We start from the raw sequence: 18889 nt of genomic DNA on the forward strand, positions 1-18889 counted from the left end.
CAAAACACCTAAAACTTTCAATTGCATCTTAACAAATTTCTGCTAAAAAATAACTAATAAAAACGTTTCCATGTGTGAGGAACACTATGCAACGCCGCTTTCACAATCCAATCATGACGGGCTTTTATCCAGATCCAGCAATTTGTCGGGTAGGCGAAGATTATTATCTGATTCACTCGACCTTTGAATATTTTCCAGGCGTGCCGATTCATCATAGCCGCGATTTGGTGCATTGGCGGCAAATTGGTCATATTTTAGACCGCCCCTCGCAGCTCAACCTCGACGAAATTCATCCATCAGCAGGAATTTTTGCCCCAACTATCAGCTACCACGATGGCACGTTTTACATGATTACCACCTTGATTGCTGGTAAAGAGCGCCATGGCAACTTTATTGTGACTGCTCAATCACCAGCTGGTCCATGGTCAGACCCCTATTGGCTCGACGCTGATGGGATCGATCCCTCGCTCTTTTTCGAGGATGGCAGGGCTTGGTATGTGGGCAATCGTGGCAAAGCCAACCCCGATTATGTTGGCCAATGTGAAATTTGGCTACAAGAGCTTGATTTGACCACAATGCAATTGATTGGAGAGCAATCGGTGCTATGGCGGGGAGCACTCCAAGGTGTGATTTGGACTGAAGGTCCGCATCTTTACAAAATTGATGGTTGGTATTATTTGATGATTGCCGAGGCTGGTACGGAATACAATCATGCCGTGACGATTGCCCGCAGCAGCGAATTAACCCAAGGCTATGAAGGCTATCGCGCCAATCCAATTCTGACTCATCGCCAACTTGGCCGTGATTATCCGGTGATGGGTACTGGCCATGCCGATTTGGTGCAAACTCAAAATGGCGAATGGTGGATGGTGCTGCTAGCCATGCGCCCATATGGCGGCGAATTTTATAACCTTGGCCGCGAAACTTTTCTAACTCCAGTGCGTTGGGAAGAAGGCTGGCCAATTATCAGCCCTGGTACTGGTAAAGTTGAGTTGAGCTACCCCGCGCCCGATTTGCCGCTGCAACGCTGGCCAGTTCAGGCCGCATGCGACCATTTTGATGGCGAAAATTTAGCCATGCATTGGATGTTTTTGCGCACGCCGCGTTCGCAGTGGTGGAGCTTGAGCGAACGAGTTGGTTGGTTGCGCATGCAGCTGCGGCCTGAGCAAATTAATCAAATGGTCAACCCCAGCTTTGTTGGGCGACGGCAGCAACATATGAACTTTTTAGCGCAAACTGTGCTGGAGTTTCAGCCACAGCAGCCGCAAGAAGTAGCCGGCATGGTGCTGATTCAAAATCATAACTATCAGGTGCAATTTGTCATTACTGGTGAGCAGCAAGCAAGCCTGATTGTGTGTCGCAATGGCGAGCAAGAATGTTTGGCGCAAGTGCCAATCGCCAGCCAGCGCAGCTATTTGCGGATTGTAGCCTATGGACAGGAATATAGCTTTTTTGTGGCTGAGCAGCCCGATGCATGGCAACCAGTCTTCGAAAATCTCGATGGTCGCTTTTTGAGCACGCCGGTTGCTGGTGGTTTTGTGGGCACAGTGATTGGCTTGTATGCCAGTAGCCAAGGCCAAACCAGCCAAACCGTGGCCGATTTCGATTGGTTTGAATACCGCGAAATCGCCGAGTAGTTGGTTGTTCTCGGCTGAATGTTTGGCGGGCGTTGAGTTTTTCGGTTAAAATACATTCCCCAGTGGGCGATCATGCTGCTACTGTGGGAGAAAGTAGCGCTCATGACTCGTAAATCGAATAAACCTAAACGCCCGCCAACGACGAACCCACAACGCCCTGCTCGACCGCCTGCCAAACGCACAGAACGCTCGCATCAAGCGCGTAAGCCTACGCCGCAAGGGCAAAAACCAACCGTGGAGCTTGAGCAAACCGTTTTGCCTGATATTGTCAAAGAAATTCGGCAATTACGCTCGCGCGATGCCCGCGACCGAACGGGAACCTACTATATTGAAGGGGCGCGAATCGTTGCTCAAGCAATTAATGCTGGTTTGCCGCTGGAAATTGGGGCGATCTCGCTGGAATTGCTCTCGCGTACCGAGCACTCTGCTGGCACTGTCAGCGCTTTGCGCAAAGCTGCCAAACAGATGGTTGAACTCTCGGCAAGTGCCTTTGCAGGTATTTCGTTCAAAGAAAATCTGCAAGGTATCGGGGCCGTGGTCAAATTGCAGCAAGAGCCGCTGAGCAATGTTCAATTGACTGATCGACCTTGGGTGGCCCTGAATGGGGTTGGTAACCCTGGCAACTTGGGCGCGATTATGCGTACCTGTGATGCAGTTGGTTGCGAAGGCCTGATTTTGATCGGCGACACGACCGATCCGTATCATCCGGCGGCGATTCGCGCCAGCATGGGTTCGTTGTTTGCCTTGCGCATGGTGCGCACAACCTTCGATGAATTTTCCCAGTGGAAACAAACCAATGGCTATCATGTGATTGGCACGACTCCCGATGTTGAGCAAGAATACCAAACCATCAGCTACCCAAGCCCGGCGATTTTGCTGATGGGCAGCGAGCGCTTGGGTTTATCGGTTGGCGAGCAAAGCGTCTGCGATACCTTGGTACGCATTCCCATGGCTGGCACCTGCGATTCGCTGAATTTAGGGGTGGCGACTAGCATTGTGTTGTATGAAATGTTTCGTCAACAACGCTTGGCGTAAGCTAAATTTGGCCTAATTTGTAATCCGACTGGCTTGATTAAGCTAGTCGGATTTTTATGGCTAAAACTACAAACAGCCCAGTTGGGCCGCTTGTAGGAGAGAAGAGTGTGTGTGAGGAGGAAGGATTTGACCATAGTATGCCAGCGTCAGCTTACCGTTAAATTAACGAGCGCCCTAGCTGATCGAGCGAGTTGGCGTAGCTTGGGCAATGATTGGGAAATCGATTAGTTGATAGCTATCAACGACTTTTATATGTTCGTGGAAGAACCATGATTGACGACCATTGAGGCATTGGCCCAATAAAACGATTAAGGCGACCGGCGCTGAAATAAGCAGTTGATGAGTACGATAGGATTCTGGTAGCATATCAACTACGTCGATAATGAAATTGACGATAGCTGATGCATCTTTTGAGTCGGTAATGGTTATTTTTTTGTTGTTTGGGTATATTTTTAGCACACAGCCAAGGTCATCGATATGATTGTTGGTATAATTATCCATTGCTTTGATGACTTTATCCGAATTTTGCGTTCTTACAGTGCAGATATTTAATATACAATTTTTTGAATTATTATCTGAAATATGAAATGAATATTCTAAATCAGCGACTGAATGTTCATCTAAAGATAACTCCCATTCCGATTTATTATTATTACTGAAGTTTATTATTTTTAGCCGATATGTGGTGGCTAGATAAAAAGTTGCCCCAAACATCAATGCTGGGAAATAGCCTAAGTTTTGAGTATTCAACGTTAGTGGATGCGCAGCACCGATCCATGCTCTAAGATCATATAATGCTTCTTGACCTCGTTGCCATGTATCAATCTTTGCATTGACATTTTGTTGATAATCGCGCCAATCAAGTACCAAATCAGCCTCAATTTTCGGAATAGCCCTCTGTTCTGATTGAAATTCAAGAACTATTGGATCTGAATTAGATTGAAATTTGGTAGCTATAAGTTGCTTGGCAATTATTCTGGCATGCGCTTGGGCAGTATGGTTACTATCGATTGATTTAATTTGATCTGAATTAACCAGGCTTTTGCAAATATATTGGTAATTTGGATGAATCCCAGCTGGCTTTTCGGAAAAAACGCCTTTTTGTTGAGCAATATTATTTTGAATCCACGATAATTGTGTATTATCCTCCTGAGCAGGCTCGATTTGATTGAACCACACCGCATAATAATCGTAATCTGTGGCATATTCGCTGCTTGTAACAATGCCACGTAATTTTAGTTCGATTTCAAAGTATTGACATAGTTCGCTTTTATTTGTTGGTAACCAAACTCTTGGTGGCGATTTTTCAAGCAGTTTCTTTTCAGCGTTGTAGAAAATATTAGTTGTATTGTTGTTGGTTGTATTGTTGGTTGTATTGTTGGTTGTATTGTTGTTAGTTGTATTGTTCGTCGTATTGTTGTTGGTTGTTATATTTCCATAATTTATCCCAGCGGCAACCCCAACTGGAGAATTATCAATATTAATGGCTGAAGCTTGTTGCTGTGGCGCATCGTTGTTTTGGGCAGGGGATGGTGGTTGTGATTCAGCGTCGGCGTGCATTGATAAGGCTCCTTATGCTAGCGTAGGATATAGTTCGAACAAGCGTGTCTAAACTTTTATTTTACATAGTATTGATATTTATTGAATACATTTTACCATTCCTGCCAAATCTTATAAGCGTTTAAAACCACAAACGGCCCAGTTGGGCCGCTTGTAGGAGAGAAGAGTGTGTGTGAGGAGGAAGGATTTGTTTGTAGTATGCCAGCGCCAGCTTACGGCCATCCTAACGAAAATCAGTGGTGAGAGTCCTATTGTTGGTATAGCCTGATGACCCAGATTGGCCCTGACTGATGGGTATAGATGTAAAAATTAACCTTTACAACTATACCATTATAACTGTAAGATTGTGTCAACCATAAATGCCAATTCATTGTCTAAGCTAGTGCTTGCTATTATCAGATTGATCCTACAATTGTCAATAGTTTGTCGATAGTAGAAAGGGTATTGGTATGACCCAAGTAGAAGCAGTAGTTGTGTATCTCAAGACGAGTGGAATTCAAACGTATATTTTTAGTAGTAACCGGCTGCGTGAGAATATTGGCGCTTCCTATAGCATCAAACGGGCTACATCCAAACCTGATGGTGCTGTTATTGGCTGGATTGATCCACCTGAGATTGAGGCGCAGGTGATTTTTGCTGGTGGTGGGCATGCTTGTATTGTATTTTATTCTCAGGTGAATGCCAAACGATGGGTACGTCAGTATAGCTTGAGGATGCTCAAGGAAGCAGCTGGGTTGCGCTTTGCGGTTGGTATGTCTGCTCAATTTGCTTATTCGCCTGATAGTTATGATATTAAAACCTATATCAAACAAGCTCGTGAAGATTGCGAACGGGCGCAAAATGCCTATAACACCACACCTGCCACGCTTGGTTTGGGCGTAACAGTAGCCTGCCGATCAACTGGTTTGGTTGCAACCCAACAGCGCAATCTGCTCGATGGCGTTCCTCGCGATCCAGGTGATTATCCAATTGCACGCGAGATCGTGACTAAAACCCAGCTTGCCTCAAAAACTGGGGATACCGTCGATCCGGCCATGGCGGATCTATTGCACCAAATAGATGCTTTTAAGCTCATTAATCAAAAGTACAGCATTCCTCGTGATTTTGATGATTTTGGTCGCACGACTGGTAAATATAGTTATTTAGCTGTAATCCATGCCGATGGTAATGGGATTGGTAATCTGATTCGTGGTTTGGCCCAGATCAAAACGACCAATCAGCGCTATATTAATTTTTATCGTGCCCTTTCGCAGTTAATTAATCGTTTGGGTGCTGATGCGATGAATGCGACGGTAAAATTTCTGGGAGATAATCTGCGTGATCCAGCGTTCAAGGAATTAACTCATCACTTAGAGATTGATCGTGATACCAAAAATCCATTTTTTCCGCTGCGTCCACTGGTCTATGGCGGCGATGATATTACGTTTGTGTGCGATGCTCGCGTAGCTTTTCATGTGACGGAAGTGTTATTAGCACAATTTACTGAGCAGAGCAGGGAATTAATCAAAAAATTGAAACAAGAATTCCCTGAAGAAAGTAGTTCATTTCCACATGAACTGAGTGCCTGTGCGGGAATTACGATTTTTCGTACCCATTATCCATTTGCTCGCGCTTATGACTTGGCTGAGGAACTATGTGCCTCAGCTAAGCAACTAAGCGCAACCGTTTCGCAGAAACAATCGAGCGCTTTGGATTGGCAAATCGCCCCAAGTGGTCGCATCGATAAGCTCGAAGCATTGCGGAATACAGAATATAGTCTAAGCGCGATTGAATCGTTGACGTTGCGGCCAGTAATGCTTGAGCAGACTCCTCAAACATGGCGAACATGGGCGAATGTTAAACAGGCAGTCCAAGATTTTAGCCCGATTTGGCAAGAACGACGGAATAAATTAATTGCCTTTCAAGATATCAACCGTCAAGGTTCGCAGGCTACTAAGCAGTGGCAAACTAATTTACGTGCTCCGTTGACGTTACCCCAATTCGCAGGTTTAGCGCATCAGGAGGCGTGGGCCGTTGATGATCTCGATCAATCGCGACCCGTTGCTAAGCAGCTTGCCCGCTATTTTGATGTGATCGAATTAATGGAGCATTATCCGCCATTGGCTGAAGTACAGGGGGCATAGCATGAGCCTGTATTATCTTAAAATTGAGTTGAAAAGCGATGCCACCTTTGGTCGTGGCGATGGCATTGCGGGCTTGGTTGATGTGGAAGTTGAACAGGACTGCTTTGGGTTGCCCTATTTGCGTGGGCGCACCTTGAAGGGTTTATGGCGTGAAGAGTGCGAAAATTTAATTGCCATCCATCCTAATGGTAAATTTTTGCAGCATGAATGCAATAAGCTCTTTGGGATTGGTGGGAGTATAACCGATGCTAGCGGTTTATTATACGTTGGCGATGCCTGTCTTCCCGATCTCGTTCGCGTGGCGATTCAACAGGCGCACCTCAATCCCCATGAGGTTTTAACCAGCCTAACTGGTGTGCGCCGCCAAACCAAGATCGATGATAAAGGTATTGCCGATGCCTATACTTTACGAGCAATGCGGGTGATTCTGCGGACTACTACATTTATTAGCCCAATTACCTGCCCAGCATTGTCTCAAGCACAAGAATCGATCTTGCTGGCTGGTTGTTATGCCTTGCGCCACCTTGGAACAAGCCGTAATCGTGGCCGTGGTGAAGTTCAATGTCGCCTGTTCGCTCACGATGGTAGCGAATTGAGCCTTGTCATGTTGCCTGATGTTATGGAGAAACCGGCATGAATGCATTGATTGTTGATCTCGTGACTCAGCAGCCAGTCTTGGTCAGTGCCCTTGAAGGCGACCCCAATAGTGCTACCAGTTTTAGTTATATTCCAGGCAGTGTTTTGCGTGGAGCATTAATTAGCCTTTATCTGCAATCAAAAGGCGCTGAATATCAACTTGACCCACGTAATCAGTTGTTTTTTAGTAATCGGGTGCGCTTTTTACATGCCTACCCGCTTGAGTCAACCACTAAAAAGCGTATGCTCCCAATGATTCAGAAACGCGACGTGCATGATCAAGCAGCCTCTGACGCTGAACCTAAACAAGCCAAAGAACCTCGATATGAATGGTTTGGACAGCAATATACCTTCGATACTGTGCGCCATTTGAATATTCACACCACCCGCAATCGGGCCAAGGGGCGCAGCCTGCGTGGCAGTGGCGCGGTGTATCGCTATGTGGCAATTGCTCCAAATCAGCGGTTTCGGGCAATTATCCTTGGTGATGTTGCTCATCTCCAGGTGCTTGAAGATTTATTGCGTGCCCAATCGCGCTTATCCATGGGCAAAGCTCGTAGTGCTGGTTATGGCGAAAGTCATATTATCAAGGTAACCCATGATCCAACGTGGCATGAATTGCCATATGTTCCAACCAATCCACTTCCAACAACTGAAACCGTGACCATGACCTTGTTGAGTGATGCAATTATTCGCGATCAGTATGGCCAATATGGTCGAATCGGCGCTGACCCCAGTGGTTTGGCGGCAAGTTTTGGCTTGCAAGCAGGCCAACTTGATCTCAAGGCCTCAAAATTACGCTATACCGTGCTTGGTGGTTTTAATCGCACTTGGGGCTTGCCCTTGCCGCAAACTCCGGCTTTGGCAGCTGGTAGTGTGTTGGTTTGGCAGCAGGCTCGCGCCGATTGGCTAGCCCTCGTTGAGCAAGGCATTGGCGAACGGCGCAATGAAGGCTTTGGCCGGATTAGCCTTGATGCTGCATTGCAAGATCATGTGGTTAATTTGCAAAACCACCAGCCGAGCTTTAACTCCAATGACGGGCTTTTGCCGACAACATCGACCCAAATGAACTTCTTTGAGCCAGAATCGCGCAAACTTTTACAGCTGATGGGTGAGCGAATGTTGCGCCAACGGCTGGATCAACGCTTAATCGAATTGATTGGGGATTGCCAAATCAAGCACCAATCGGATTCACGCAATAGTTTATTGGGGCGAGTTGAGTTATGGTGTCGAGACTTACTAGCCCACATTCAATCCTTGGCACTGCATCAAACAACGAATACCTCTGTTGATTCGGTTTTTGCGATATTTCGAGAGACAATTGATCAAACTGCCCAAATTGCTCGTCAGCATCTACGCGCAACTAGCTTGGCTAATGGTCAATCACTAGAAACCTTGCTAAAACTTGACATCACTGAACTACTTAAGCGCTGGCAGGTTGAGCGCTTACAACTTGGCGATCATCTAGCGCAACTCACTCCCCAACTTGCTTTGGAATATCATGCCCGCTTGATTATTGCAATTGTAACGATGGCTCGTAAGCAGCCTTTACTGAAAAAGCGAGGTTGAGATGGCGTTTGATTTTTATGTGCCCACTAACCCAGACTTACTCTATAAAGACCGTGAAACCCGCTATATCTTTGCACGAACGCTGATTCATGGGCGGCTTGAATTGCAATCGCCCACCTTAATTAGTAATGGTGCGAGCGATTTACCAACCGATATGGCCTTGCTGCGCGATTTGGTTGAGGCTCGTGCGTTAATTCCAGGTAGCTCGATTGCTGGAGCACTGCGAGCCTATTTGAAGCAGTTTGGCTATGATGCTGCTGCGTTATTTGGGGCAGAATTATCGCATGAAGCGAGTGAGGGCGATCAAAGTGCGCTCTTGGTGAGCGATGCGCTGAGCACCACGATTGTCGCATCGATGGTGCGCGATGGCGTGCGGATTGATGGAGCCACCCGTACTGCTAGCGCTGGGGCTAAGTATGATCTGGAGTTGTTGCCGGCTGGCACATGCTTCGATTTGTATTTTGAGTTGCTCCATGAAGTGCCGTTCGATGCTGAAAAGAAATACCCAAAGTGGGATGATTCGATTAATTATAATCAACAACGACTTGAACTATTGGCCCAAGCATTATATGGCTTGGAAGCTGAACAGATTGCCTTGGGTATGCGTAAACAGCGGGGTTTAGGCTTGTGCAAAGTCACCAATTGGCAAATTTGGCATTATCGTTTGACTGAGCCTAGGCAAATGTTGCAATGGTTGGAGTTTGATCGGGCAAAGCCCCCAGAAGCCCACTATACTGGACCAAGTATCGGTGCAGGCTTAGATCTGCCATTGGCTCAATTGCCTCGAAACCAATGCCAGATTCAGGTTGAATTTGGGCTTGATCAATCGTTGCTGATTCGTTCGGCGAGCAGTGACCCTTATGCACCAGATGATCGCTACCTCGAAACCCGGTTAGCCGATGGCAAGCTCTATCCGGTGATTCCAGGCACCAGTTGGGCTGGCATTATCCGCCATCGAGCTGAGAAGATTTTGGCAACCCTCAAAAACAACGCCCAAACTCTGCCCGCTCCTGATGGATTGATCTCAGCATTATTTGGCTATGTGGCAACTGATGCCAAGGCACGAACCAGTAAGGCTCAAAAAAGTCGGGTGCGCGTTCACGATAGTTTAATTTACCCAGCAGATACCGATTATATTCAAACGCGGATCGCGGTTGATCGGTTTACTGGTGGGCCATTCCCGAGTGCCTTATTGGCTGAACAACCAGTTTGGGGCTTGCCAGAGACCAAGATATTCCTCGACCTAACAATTCAAGATGCTAAGGATTATGATCTTGGGTTGCTCTTATTGGTGATAAAAGATCTTTGGCTGGGTGATTTGACGGTTGGCGGCGAGCAAAGTATCGGGCGCGGTGTGTTGACTGGACAGGCATTCAACCTGTGGATTAACGGTGAGGCTTATCATTTTCGCCAAGCTGATGGCCAATTAATGCTTGAGCCAAAAACTGCTGATGCATTACAAGCGTTTGTTGCTAGCTTGTTAGAGGAGGGCTTAAATGTTTCAACCAATCCCAATTGAGCCACAGATTGATTTGGTGGCATGGTTGCAAACCCAAGCCGAAATCAACTACTGCCAATGGTTATTGGCCCATAGCCTTGATTGTGTCATCTGGGGCAAATTTGAGCATGGCAAACTCCAGTTGGGTTGTGATGCTGCAAAACTCAACTTTGATACCTTGCAACAATGCCGAATCTTTGGCCCCAAGGCTGAAGTATTGCTGTGGCCAAATACGAACGGTTGGCAAGCAGTGGTAATTACTGATCCTGTTGAATCAGACGAATATATTGATGAATGGCAAATGCTATGGGGCATCGCTGGCGAACCATCCAAAACATTTAGCGGCTTTACCAGATTAACCGATGGGATTCAAGGCATGCAACATACCTTACCCTTGCTATTTGAGCCGCAAGATCGTTATTTTGGGCAAGCTGATGACCAACAACCTAAGCATCGGCCCGCTCGCTTGAAGGTGCGCCATATTTTAGATTTTGATTCCAATACTGGAGCCGCCTATATTCGAGCCAGCCGTTTAGTCGAATTAAGTGCTAAGGAGATTGAGCATGGCGACCGTTCCTGAACATTTGCATGAGATTAATGCCCGTGAGGCCTTTGCGCCCTATAATTTTATTCCGCTGCCCGAAAAAGCTGTGCCTGCCGAAGTGGTTTTAGAGCAACAGCGGGTTGTGATCAAAGCTGAACACCAACCGAAAGAGGCTCAATATTTGGTGCGCCACGATCAATATTTTGCCGATCGGCATACCGGCACAATTACTTGCACCCTCAGAACTGAAACGCCGTTGTATGTGCGTTGTGGGTTAAATGCTAGGCAATTCAAGGATTCAATCCAAGAAGTTGAGCAGCAACAGCAATCGAATGAAGCCCGTACCGCTCCAACCAAAAATAAACCCGATTTCTTTGCCTCACCTGGTCAACGTGCGGTCATTCCTGGGAGCAGTTTACGCGGCTTAATGCGCAGCTTGGTCGAAATTGTGAGCCATAGCAAAATCGATTTGGTCACCCGCAAGTATTTATTTTTTCGAAGTGTTGATACTACAAACTTAGGTATGCACTACCGTCAGCGCATGACCAACCAAGTGCGGGCTGGTTTTTTACGTTTGCAAGCTGATAATAGCCGGGTGATTGAAGAAACTGAATTTTATAAGCTTCCAATTGCTGTTTTAGAAAAGCATATTTGGCAACGCTATACCAACTATCGCAGCACTAAGTTACCAAATGAACGATATCAATATACGACGATTTGGGTTTTACCACTTAATAAGTATAAAATTAAAGAAGTAAGCCTGAGCCAACCTCAAGGTAACGATTGGCTACCTGCAACTTTAGTGATAACTGGCAATGTGCCTGGTAAAAAGCATGAATATGTCTTGATTCAACAACGACCGCAACAGGTGTTTCGCCTAGAAAACGAACAACTTCAACGCTTTCACGATGAAGATCAGTTGAGTCAATGGCAGACTCAAGCATTTCCCCAACGGGATAAGTTAAGGAAGCGTAAAGGGGAGTTGCTCGATGACCAACCAATCTTTTTTATTGTCGATCCCGCTAATCCACAGAAAGTTAGCTTTTTCGGGCGGGCCGGAATGTTTCGCTTGCCCTATACTAACAGCCCCTACGATTTGATTCCACCGCATTTGCGGGTTGGTAGTGATGATGCCCCAATTGATCTAGCCGAAGCGATGTTTGGTTTTGTGCATCAAGAAGTCAATGTTGAGCCTAACCAGATTACGAGTTATGCTAGCCGCTTACGGTTTAGCGATGCCAAGCTGGTTAATCAGCAACTGCCTGATGCTGAGCTATGGGATACTGAAATTACTCCGCCGATTCTAGCATCGCCAAAACCCACAACCTTCCAACACTACCTGACCCAAGATGCAACCGACCGTCAATCATTGCGCCATTATGGCGACGATCGCAATGACACAACCATTCGGGGTTATAAACAATACTGGCATCATGGCCGATTTGCGGCTCAAGATCGGCATAAACCTGATGCTAATGCTGATTCGACCCAAACCACCCGTATGCGTCCAGTCAAATCGGGAGTCGAGTTTCAATTTCAGATTGGCTTTGAAAATCTGAGCGATGTGGAGTTAGGAGCCTTAATCTATGTGCTTGAACTAGCGGCTAGCCCCAACCATCGCCTAAAACTGGGTATGGGCAAGCCGTTTGGCTTTGGCTCGATTGCAATTAACTATCACATTGCGACCACCAACCGCCAAGCCCACTACAGTCAGTTGTTTAATCAAGGCCAGAATACTTGGCTGCGAGCTGAACGCGATTGGATTGATCAGGATTTACTGGCTAAGCAGCAAGCCTTTTGTACTTATATTCTGCAACACAGCGGCGAGCAAGAGCGCGGCTTCAGCGAATTCAATCATATCCCACGCATCCAGCAATTGCTTGCCATGCTCGAATGGGATGTAGCACGCTTTGAACAAACTGAGCCACGATCATGGGCCGAACTTGTGCGCTATATGGAAATTGAGCGGAAAGAGGATGGTAGAAAGCGTAATGAATATCGGGATCGCCCAGTGCTCCCTACCCCATTACGTGTGATCAAGCGAACCCCGATTAAACCAAAAAAACCTGAGAAGCCGCTCAAAGTCAATCAGACTGTTTCTGGAACGATTGTTGGTCGGGTAAATAGGCAGGTTTGGGATGTTCGACTAGATAATAAAAAGCTCGTCTATGCAAAAATTATCGGTAATTCGATTAATCCCCAACATCTCAATAATGGCAAGCGCGTTGATGTACGCATTGTCTCGCTTGAAGACGATGCAGTGCAGGAAATTCGTAAAATTCAATAATTTGGTTTGGCGGTGGATGGTATTGTGCAATCCACCGCTGATTTTATACCCCACCAAAATATTGCTTGGCTCACGCTTTAGTATTTGGTAATACATGGATTAAACTTTTGGTCGTTGGCAATGCCATGGGTTATAATTGATATTTATCTAGATAGGAGCACCACTGAGTATGAAGTTTGTGAGAATTGTCGTTTTGCTTTTGTTGATCCATGGGATTATGCCAGCCGCAAGTTATGCCAACCCCGATGTGCCGCAGGCCGCCACCCTCGAATGGGATCGCCTGTATGTTGCAACTTCTGAAGGAACTGATGTTTGGTTGCGAATTAAGGTGGTCGGTGCTGGCCCAACTGAGGCAGTCAATCTTAAATTTATTTATGGTACCAAGGCGCAGAGTGCAACTCCTGCCGATGATTATGCTCCCATCATGGCAAATCAGGGAACGATCACTGGGCTTGATCGTTTTGCCCTGATCCGCATTGATATCTATAACAACAGCCCTCAGTATTGGGAACCTTACGAAACCTTTCAGGTTGAGCTACGCTCGGATGCCGCCAATACAGTGATTAGTGGTCAACCACGCATGACGATTGGGATTATTCGTTCACGGATTATGAATCCAGTGGTGGGGATTTTAGAATCGTGTATTCACGTTGATGAGCCTCAGGATAATTATCCTCAATCGGCTGGCGAAATTAATGCCAACGGCGGGTGGTGTAATAGCGATTTTATTGATGAGCCAGCGCGAGCACTTGATTATTATCGCATTACGCAAACAGCAGGCGGAAAATTAGATATTCGGCTGGAAAATACCACGCCTGATCAACACGATCTCGATTTGTATCTCTATTACCGCGATGGGGAAGGCAATTATCTGCTCTATTTGCGCTCAACCAATGCTGGGCAACTAGCAGATGCGCTTTTAAATGCACCAATCGCTGGTAATACCAACTACTTGATTGGGGTCTATTGGGCAACTTCGACTGGCACTAAACCTCCAACCTATCGTTTAAACGTTACGTATAAACCCTAAACGATCCACAAGGCGCACGCAGGCCGAAACCGCGAAGCACGCGAAGAACACGAAGCAAGGAAGATAAGCGAGATGGGGTGAGCAATTGTCTGAATTGCCCCCAATCCCTGCGTACCATCCAACCACCATTCGTGCCCTTCGTGTCCTTCGTGGTTAAAAAAGCTCTATGTTCTATGTTCTATGCTCTGCTCCCCAATTCGCGCCACAATCTCGACGGTTTTGAGGCTGACGGTGATGATTTTGCCGATCAGTCGCACAATGTACTCAGGATCGTCGTGGCGATTGGGATCGTTGGTGATGCCCGAGCGCGCATCGGTGCTGACCCGATATTGGTCGATCACCCAATCGAGCGCCGAGCGGTTGCCTAGCTTATATTCAAAGGCTGCCGCCGGAATGCCTGCCAAACTCAGAAAGTTGTTGTAGCGCAGGGTCGTGCGATCTTTGCTGAGTTTCATGCTTTCAACCCGCCAATTCAGCGGTTCGTCGCGGTTTTCGAGCCATTGTAAATTGTATTCTGGTTGTTGCTCGTAGTTGATGTGCAGTTCGGCCAGTTCGCGGCCTGCTTGCGCCAAGGCTTGAAAATTGGCCAAGGCCACAATTGGGATGCGCGGCAGTTCGCGGCGTAAGTTGGCGGCGTAGCGTTCGCGGTAATGCGGCGAGTGCAGCAGCCCATAGACATAATAAAAAATATCCCATTTTGCGATGCTTGGCTCGCTAAGTTGGCTGCGGAAGTGCTCAAGCGCCCAATCGCTGATGTTTTCGCGTTGGTTGCTGCCATCTTCGTCGTAGACATAATATGGAAAGCATTGGGTTTGTCGCCCACCATAATGCAAACAAGGAATGACGTTAGTGATTTGGGCTGAAAATGGGATTTGCGCTTCATTGACAACGCAAATTACCCGATTTTCGCTAGATTCATTTGGTAGAAACTGTGACCATCGATAGATATCTTCGTTAAAAAGCTTCTCAAAAAAATAAAATTGTTTTGTGTATGGTCTGTACATTGAAGATCGAATAGTTTCTGATCGGAATGTTGCTTTAGCACCACGTAGAAGATTTCTTTTTGTATTTCGTACCCATTTAATTTTTGATTCGTCAATATTGAGAAATTGGTCAATATCCTTTGGATTATTTGATCTTAACCAGCGATCTCGTTCACTATTATAAGCTTCAACCATTATAGTTGCTCGCTTATTTAAACCTTCTTGATTAAAGTTGAAAATATAATTATCGCTATTTGAAGCAACTCCGCGACTATATAATGTGAAAATTGCATTGCTCATACCACGTTTTGCATCTTTGCTGCCAATAGGGATGAAGGTATCAAAATCATCTTCTAAGCCATCAGTAAGCCAAGTATGTTTTTTATCGGGCGTAATTTCTTGCCATTCAATCTTCGAGATGGTTTCAGCCTGATTAAGCAGATCGAATTTTTCCTGTTTCTTCCACATTTCGCCAGTGCGGGCATACCAGATTGTGGCGTTACTGTTTTTGCTGACACCACGCTTTTTGATCAAAAACATGATGCTAACCCCAACTTGGATACCAAACACATTGTGGGTTGTGCCGGAAAGTTTGGGATTTTTGCGCACATTACCGCCAAGATCAAGCACATAAATTGCATCAAAATCTTGGGTCAGATGTTTACGCATTCCATCAAAGGCCAAACTATCAATAAAACTATTGTTAGTTACAAATGCGACGATGCCTTCGTCACCATTGCGGGTAATGCGATCAGCCGCCCAACGGAAAGATTTGACGTATGGATCATACAATGAATTATTGAGCGTTGCATAAGAGTCGCGTGCATACGTTGTAGCTACACGCTGATCGATAATTTCATATTTGCGGTTTTTATTATTATCATTCTCGTTAACTTGCCATGCATTGTAAGGTGGGTTGCCGATGATCACAAAAATATCTTGTTGTTGTTGTTTGAGCACGCGCTCGGTGTTTTCGGGCACAAACAAGCCCAATTGCTGGCCTGCGCCAACTTGAGCTAATTCAAAGGTATCGACCAAACAAATGCCATTGAATTCGGCATAACTATTGGTCAATTCATAATACAAATGCTCGATATTCATCGAAGCGATGTAGTAGGGCAATAACATCACCTCGTTGCAGTGTAATTCATCGGCATATTTTTGGCGCAATTTGCTGCGGGGAATTTCGTGCATCACCCGCAGCAAAAAGTTGCCAGTGCCAACAAATGGGTCGAGCACATGCACGCCCGCGTTGCCGAGCGAGGTGTTAAATTCGCGCCGCAACAACTCCTCGACCGAGCGCACCATAAAATCGACAATCGGCTGGGGGGTGTAAACAATCCCGTGGGTATCAGCAACCTTAATCGAAAAACCTTGGAAGAAATTTTCGTAGACCGTGTTCAAGAAATCCTGTTTATGGCTGAAATTCTCGATTGTGGCGGCGGTCGATTCGATTGCCCCATAAAAACGGTCGAGTTCACGCAGAAAATCATTGCGATTGAACGAACGCGAGGTTAATGCCTGAATCACGGTTTCAATTTCGCGGGCAATCACATTGCGATTGACAAAATCGGGATTATTAAACACCTTGCGAAAAATCCGCTCGGTCAACAAGTGCTGAATCAACATCTCCTCAACCGCTGAAACCGAAATATTGGGGTTGATCGCCTCGCGCACCAAGGCCATAAAACGCTCAAGCGCCGTGATAAAACGCTGATTCTTCTCGCTGATTTCGCGCTCGATCAAACGCAGCACACCTTGAGCGAGTTCGGGCACGCGCTCCCGAAACTCGACGACCGCGTGATCCCATTGCAAATACTGGGGTGGCTGATAATTGAAAAACAGCAACAGCGCATCGATCAAGGCATCGGGCTGGCTAATATCGACATCGAGCACTTGGCGCTGATTTTGCCAAAGAATAATCCGTTGGGGAGCCTGAAACAAAATATTTTCAGCGGGATAGCCAGCGGCGAACTTTTTACGCACCTCAGTTGCCAAATCATCGCCGCTATCTTTGGCTTCCCAGACCCCGCGAATCAAGGTAAAACTATCGAGCAAGGCACCATCGGCGCGAATCGAGCTTTTTTTCAAACGGATCGAATACTGTTCGACCAATGTCCAGCCCATCTGGCTAGCGCAAGCGCGGAGCAAAGCCGCAAACGCGGGAGCAACTGCGCCCTCGTGTTGGGCACGGGCCTCGGCCAAACTGCGCAAACTGGCGTAATACTCGCGCACCGCCTTATGATTTGGCTTGATCGACAGCATTGATTCAACCCTCATACACACAGAAGTAGCACTATTGTACGCGAGAGCTGGGCAAAGAGCAACGGAGAGAGAGCATAGAGCATAGAGCATAGAGCATTTTTTTAACCACGAAGAGACACGAATCGCCCGAATGTTGGTTGGATGGTGCGCAGGGATTGGGTGGCAATGCAGGCAGTTGATCGGCCCAACTTCCTTATCTCCCTTCGCGTCCTTCGCGTGCTTCGCGGTTTCGGTCTTCGTGCCCTTCGTGTCCTTCGTGGATCATAGCTGCTCGTAAGATTTTTGGGGCTGCTGCGTTTCCTTGTATATAAACTATCGCTTGAACGCATGAAGGAGCGCCTATGGATCTGATAACGCGGGTTCGTGATGTGTTTACAGCACCGCATCCGCTGGTAGACCCGGCCAGCTTTGCCCAATTCTATCAACAAACCCATGCTGTGGTTTTTCGCTATGTGTATATGCTGCATGGCCAGCCCAAGAGCGATGTTGAAGATTACACCGCCGAAGCGTTTGCGCGAGCTTGGAAGCAGCGCCAGCGATTTAGCGGCGACGATCAGGCCGCACTAGGCTGGATTATTACGATTGCGCGGCGGATTGTGATTGACCAACAACGGCGGGCCACGAGTGCGATGGGCCGACTGTGGGCGCAGCTTGATCGCTCACCGCCGCCGACTCCCGAGCAACAAGCTATTCAGCGTGAACGCCAACATTTGGCACTTGAATTATTAGCGCATGTCTCGCTGACCCAGCGTGATCATCTGATTATGCGCTACTTTTTGGGCTGGCGTGTTCAAACGATAGCCCAACACCTTGGTTGCTCCGAAAACGCCGTATCAGTGAGCATCCACCGCGCCTTGCGGATTCTGCAAACCCAGTATGCAACTTTAGCCGAGGAGCTTTTCCATGACGCATAACCGATCGAACGAACACCTGCCCGTTGATGACGAACCAACCAGCCAAGCAATCGCCAAACTATTACGTGACTTTGGTGAGCATCCGAGTCAAGCATTTCATGCCCGCCAGGCCAATGCCCCGTGGCTAGAGGCGAAAGCACCGAAGCGGCGAGCCAACTGGTATTGGCGTGGCATGCTGATGGCAGGGGTTATGCTGCTACTTTGGTTTAGCTTACCAAGTGGCTTTGTCGCAGCATTGAGTGAGTTTTTTGGCCTGTATCGTGCCCCCTCGGATACGATCGAGTCGCCGCAAAATCCCCCGCTTATGCCTTCTGTGGCGGTGACATTCGAAGAAGCCTCGGCGCTAGTTGGTTTTGATATTCGCACGCCGACGCAGCTACCAGCGACTGTCCAGCAATCAACAATTCGGGTGACGGGTGCGCAACCAACCATGTTTGTGCATATTGATTATCAAGATTCCGCAGGCAATAATCATTTCTCGTTGAATGCCAAACGTGGGCCACTCTACATCCAAATTGGGGCTAGCGCCAACGTTGAGATTGTGCAAGTCGGGAGTGTGAGTGGCGAATATGTGAAGGGCGGCTTTATCGTCAAAGGCACTGTCTCGGAATGGGATTCGTCGTTCGATGCCCAAACCCTGCGCTGGCAAATTGGCGATATCTCGTATATGCTCTCGTCATCACAGCTTAGCAAGCAAGAGTTGATTGATCTCGCAGCCGGAATGGAATAAATCACCTGATTGCTGCTCAGCATCGCCGCTTGGTTGTGCTGAGCAGCATTTGCATGGTCAGCCTCAATTGCAGTATGA

At 47.1% G+C, this 18889-nt stretch carries 13 protein-coding genes; 11 read left to right on the forward strand and 2 right to left on the reverse strand.

Annotated elements, in window-relative coordinates; all coding sequences use genetic code 11:
- Positions 1-86 precede the first annotated feature (86 nt).
- Positions 87-1637: a glycoside hydrolase family 43 protein gene (locus LCH85_00430; GenBank protein ID MCA0350434.1), complete on the forward strand. Its 1551-nt coding sequence runs from the start codon at positions 87-89 to the stop codon at positions 1635-1637.
- 102 nt (positions 1638-1739) lie between these two features.
- Positions 1740-2672, forward strand: coding sequence for an RNA methyltransferase (locus LCH85_00435; GenBank protein MCA0350435.1), 933 nt, complete (start codon positions 1740-1742; stop codon positions 2670-2672).
- Between the two features lie 174 nt (positions 2673-2846).
- Here LCH85_00435 and LCH85_00440 read toward each other — a convergent pair whose 3' ends face one another.
- A complete protein-coding gene (locus LCH85_00440; GenBank protein ID MCA0350436.1) occupies positions 2847-4232 on the reverse strand; it encodes a hypothetical protein in 1386 nt (461 codons plus the stop codon).
- 449 nt (positions 4233-4681) lie between these two features.
- On the opposite strand from LCH85_00440, the gene LCH85_00445 reads away from it, so the two are divergent.
- From LCH85_00445 to LCH85_00475, 7 genes are all read left to right on the forward strand, one after another.
- Positions 4682-6355, forward strand: a complete 1674-nt coding sequence (locus tag LCH85_00445) for a hypothetical protein (GenBank protein ID MCA0350437.1) — start codon at positions 4682-4684, stop codon at positions 6353-6355.
- Position 6356: 1 nt separating this feature from the next.
- Complete coding sequence (locus LCH85_00450; GenBank protein ID MCA0350438.1) at positions 6357-6992, forward strand: RAMP superfamily CRISPR-associated protein; 636 nt, start codon at positions 6357-6359, stop codon at positions 6990-6992.
- The gene (locus tag LCH85_00455) at positions 6989-8560 is read left to right on the forward strand and encodes a hypothetical protein (protein ID MCA0350439.1); all 1572 of its coding nucleotides are present in this window, start codon (positions 6989-6991) and stop codon (positions 8558-8560) included. The genes LCH85_00450 and LCH85_00455 overlap by 4 nt, the downstream gene beginning before the upstream one ends.
- A 1-nt stretch (position 8561) precedes the next feature.
- Complete coding sequence (locus tag LCH85_00460; GenBank protein ID MCA0350440.1) at positions 8562-10079, forward strand: RAMP superfamily CRISPR-associated protein; 1518 nt, start codon at positions 8562-8564, stop codon at positions 10077-10079.
- On the forward strand, positions 10057-10638 hold the full coding sequence (locus tag LCH85_00465) for a TIGR03984 family CRISPR-associated protein (GenBank protein ID MCA0350441.1): 582 nt from the start codon (positions 10057-10059) through the stop codon (positions 10636-10638). Before LCH85_00460 ends, LCH85_00465 begins: the two co-directional genes overlap by 23 nt.
- Positions 10622-12889, forward strand: coding sequence for a TIGR03986 family CRISPR-associated RAMP protein (locus LCH85_00470; protein MCA0350442.1), 2268 nt, complete (start codon positions 10622-10624; stop codon positions 12887-12889). The genes LCH85_00465 and LCH85_00470 overlap by 17 nt, the downstream gene beginning before the upstream one ends.
- A gap of 169 nt (positions 12890-13058) precedes the next feature.
- Complete coding sequence (locus LCH85_00475) at positions 13059-13919, forward strand: PPC domain-containing protein (GenBank protein MCA0350443.1); 861 nt, start codon at positions 13059-13061, stop codon at positions 13917-13919.
- A gap of 164 nt (positions 13920-14083) precedes the next feature.
- Here the strand turns inward: LCH85_00475 and LCH85_00480 are convergent, their stop codons facing one another.
- On the reverse strand, positions 14084-17167 hold the full coding sequence (locus LCH85_00480; GenBank protein MCA0350444.1) for an N-6 DNA methylase: 3084 nt from the start codon (positions 17165-17167) through the stop codon (positions 14084-14086).
- Between the two features lie 341 nt (positions 17168-17508).
- On the opposite strand from LCH85_00480, the gene LCH85_00485 reads away from it, so the two are divergent.
- Both LCH85_00485 and LCH85_00490 read left to right on the forward strand, forming a co-directional pair.
- Positions 17509-18081 (forward strand): sigma-70 family RNA polymerase sigma factor, encoded by a 573-nt coding sequence (locus tag LCH85_00485; protein ID MCA0350445.1) that lies wholly within the window; start codon positions 17509-17511, stop codon positions 18079-18081.
- Positions 18071-18811 carry a hypothetical protein gene (locus LCH85_00490; protein MCA0350446.1) on the forward strand — a complete coding sequence of 247 codons (741 nt, stop codon included), beginning with the start codon at positions 18071-18073 and terminating at the stop codon, positions 18809-18811. The genes LCH85_00485 and LCH85_00490 overlap by 11 nt, the downstream gene beginning before the upstream one ends.
- Positions 18812-18889: the final 78 nt, after the last annotated feature.

The organism is Chloroflexota bacterium, assembly GCA_020161265.1.
Taxonomy (GTDB): domain Bacteria; phylum Chloroflexota; class Chloroflexia; order Chloroflexales; family Herpetosiphonaceae; genus Herpetosiphon.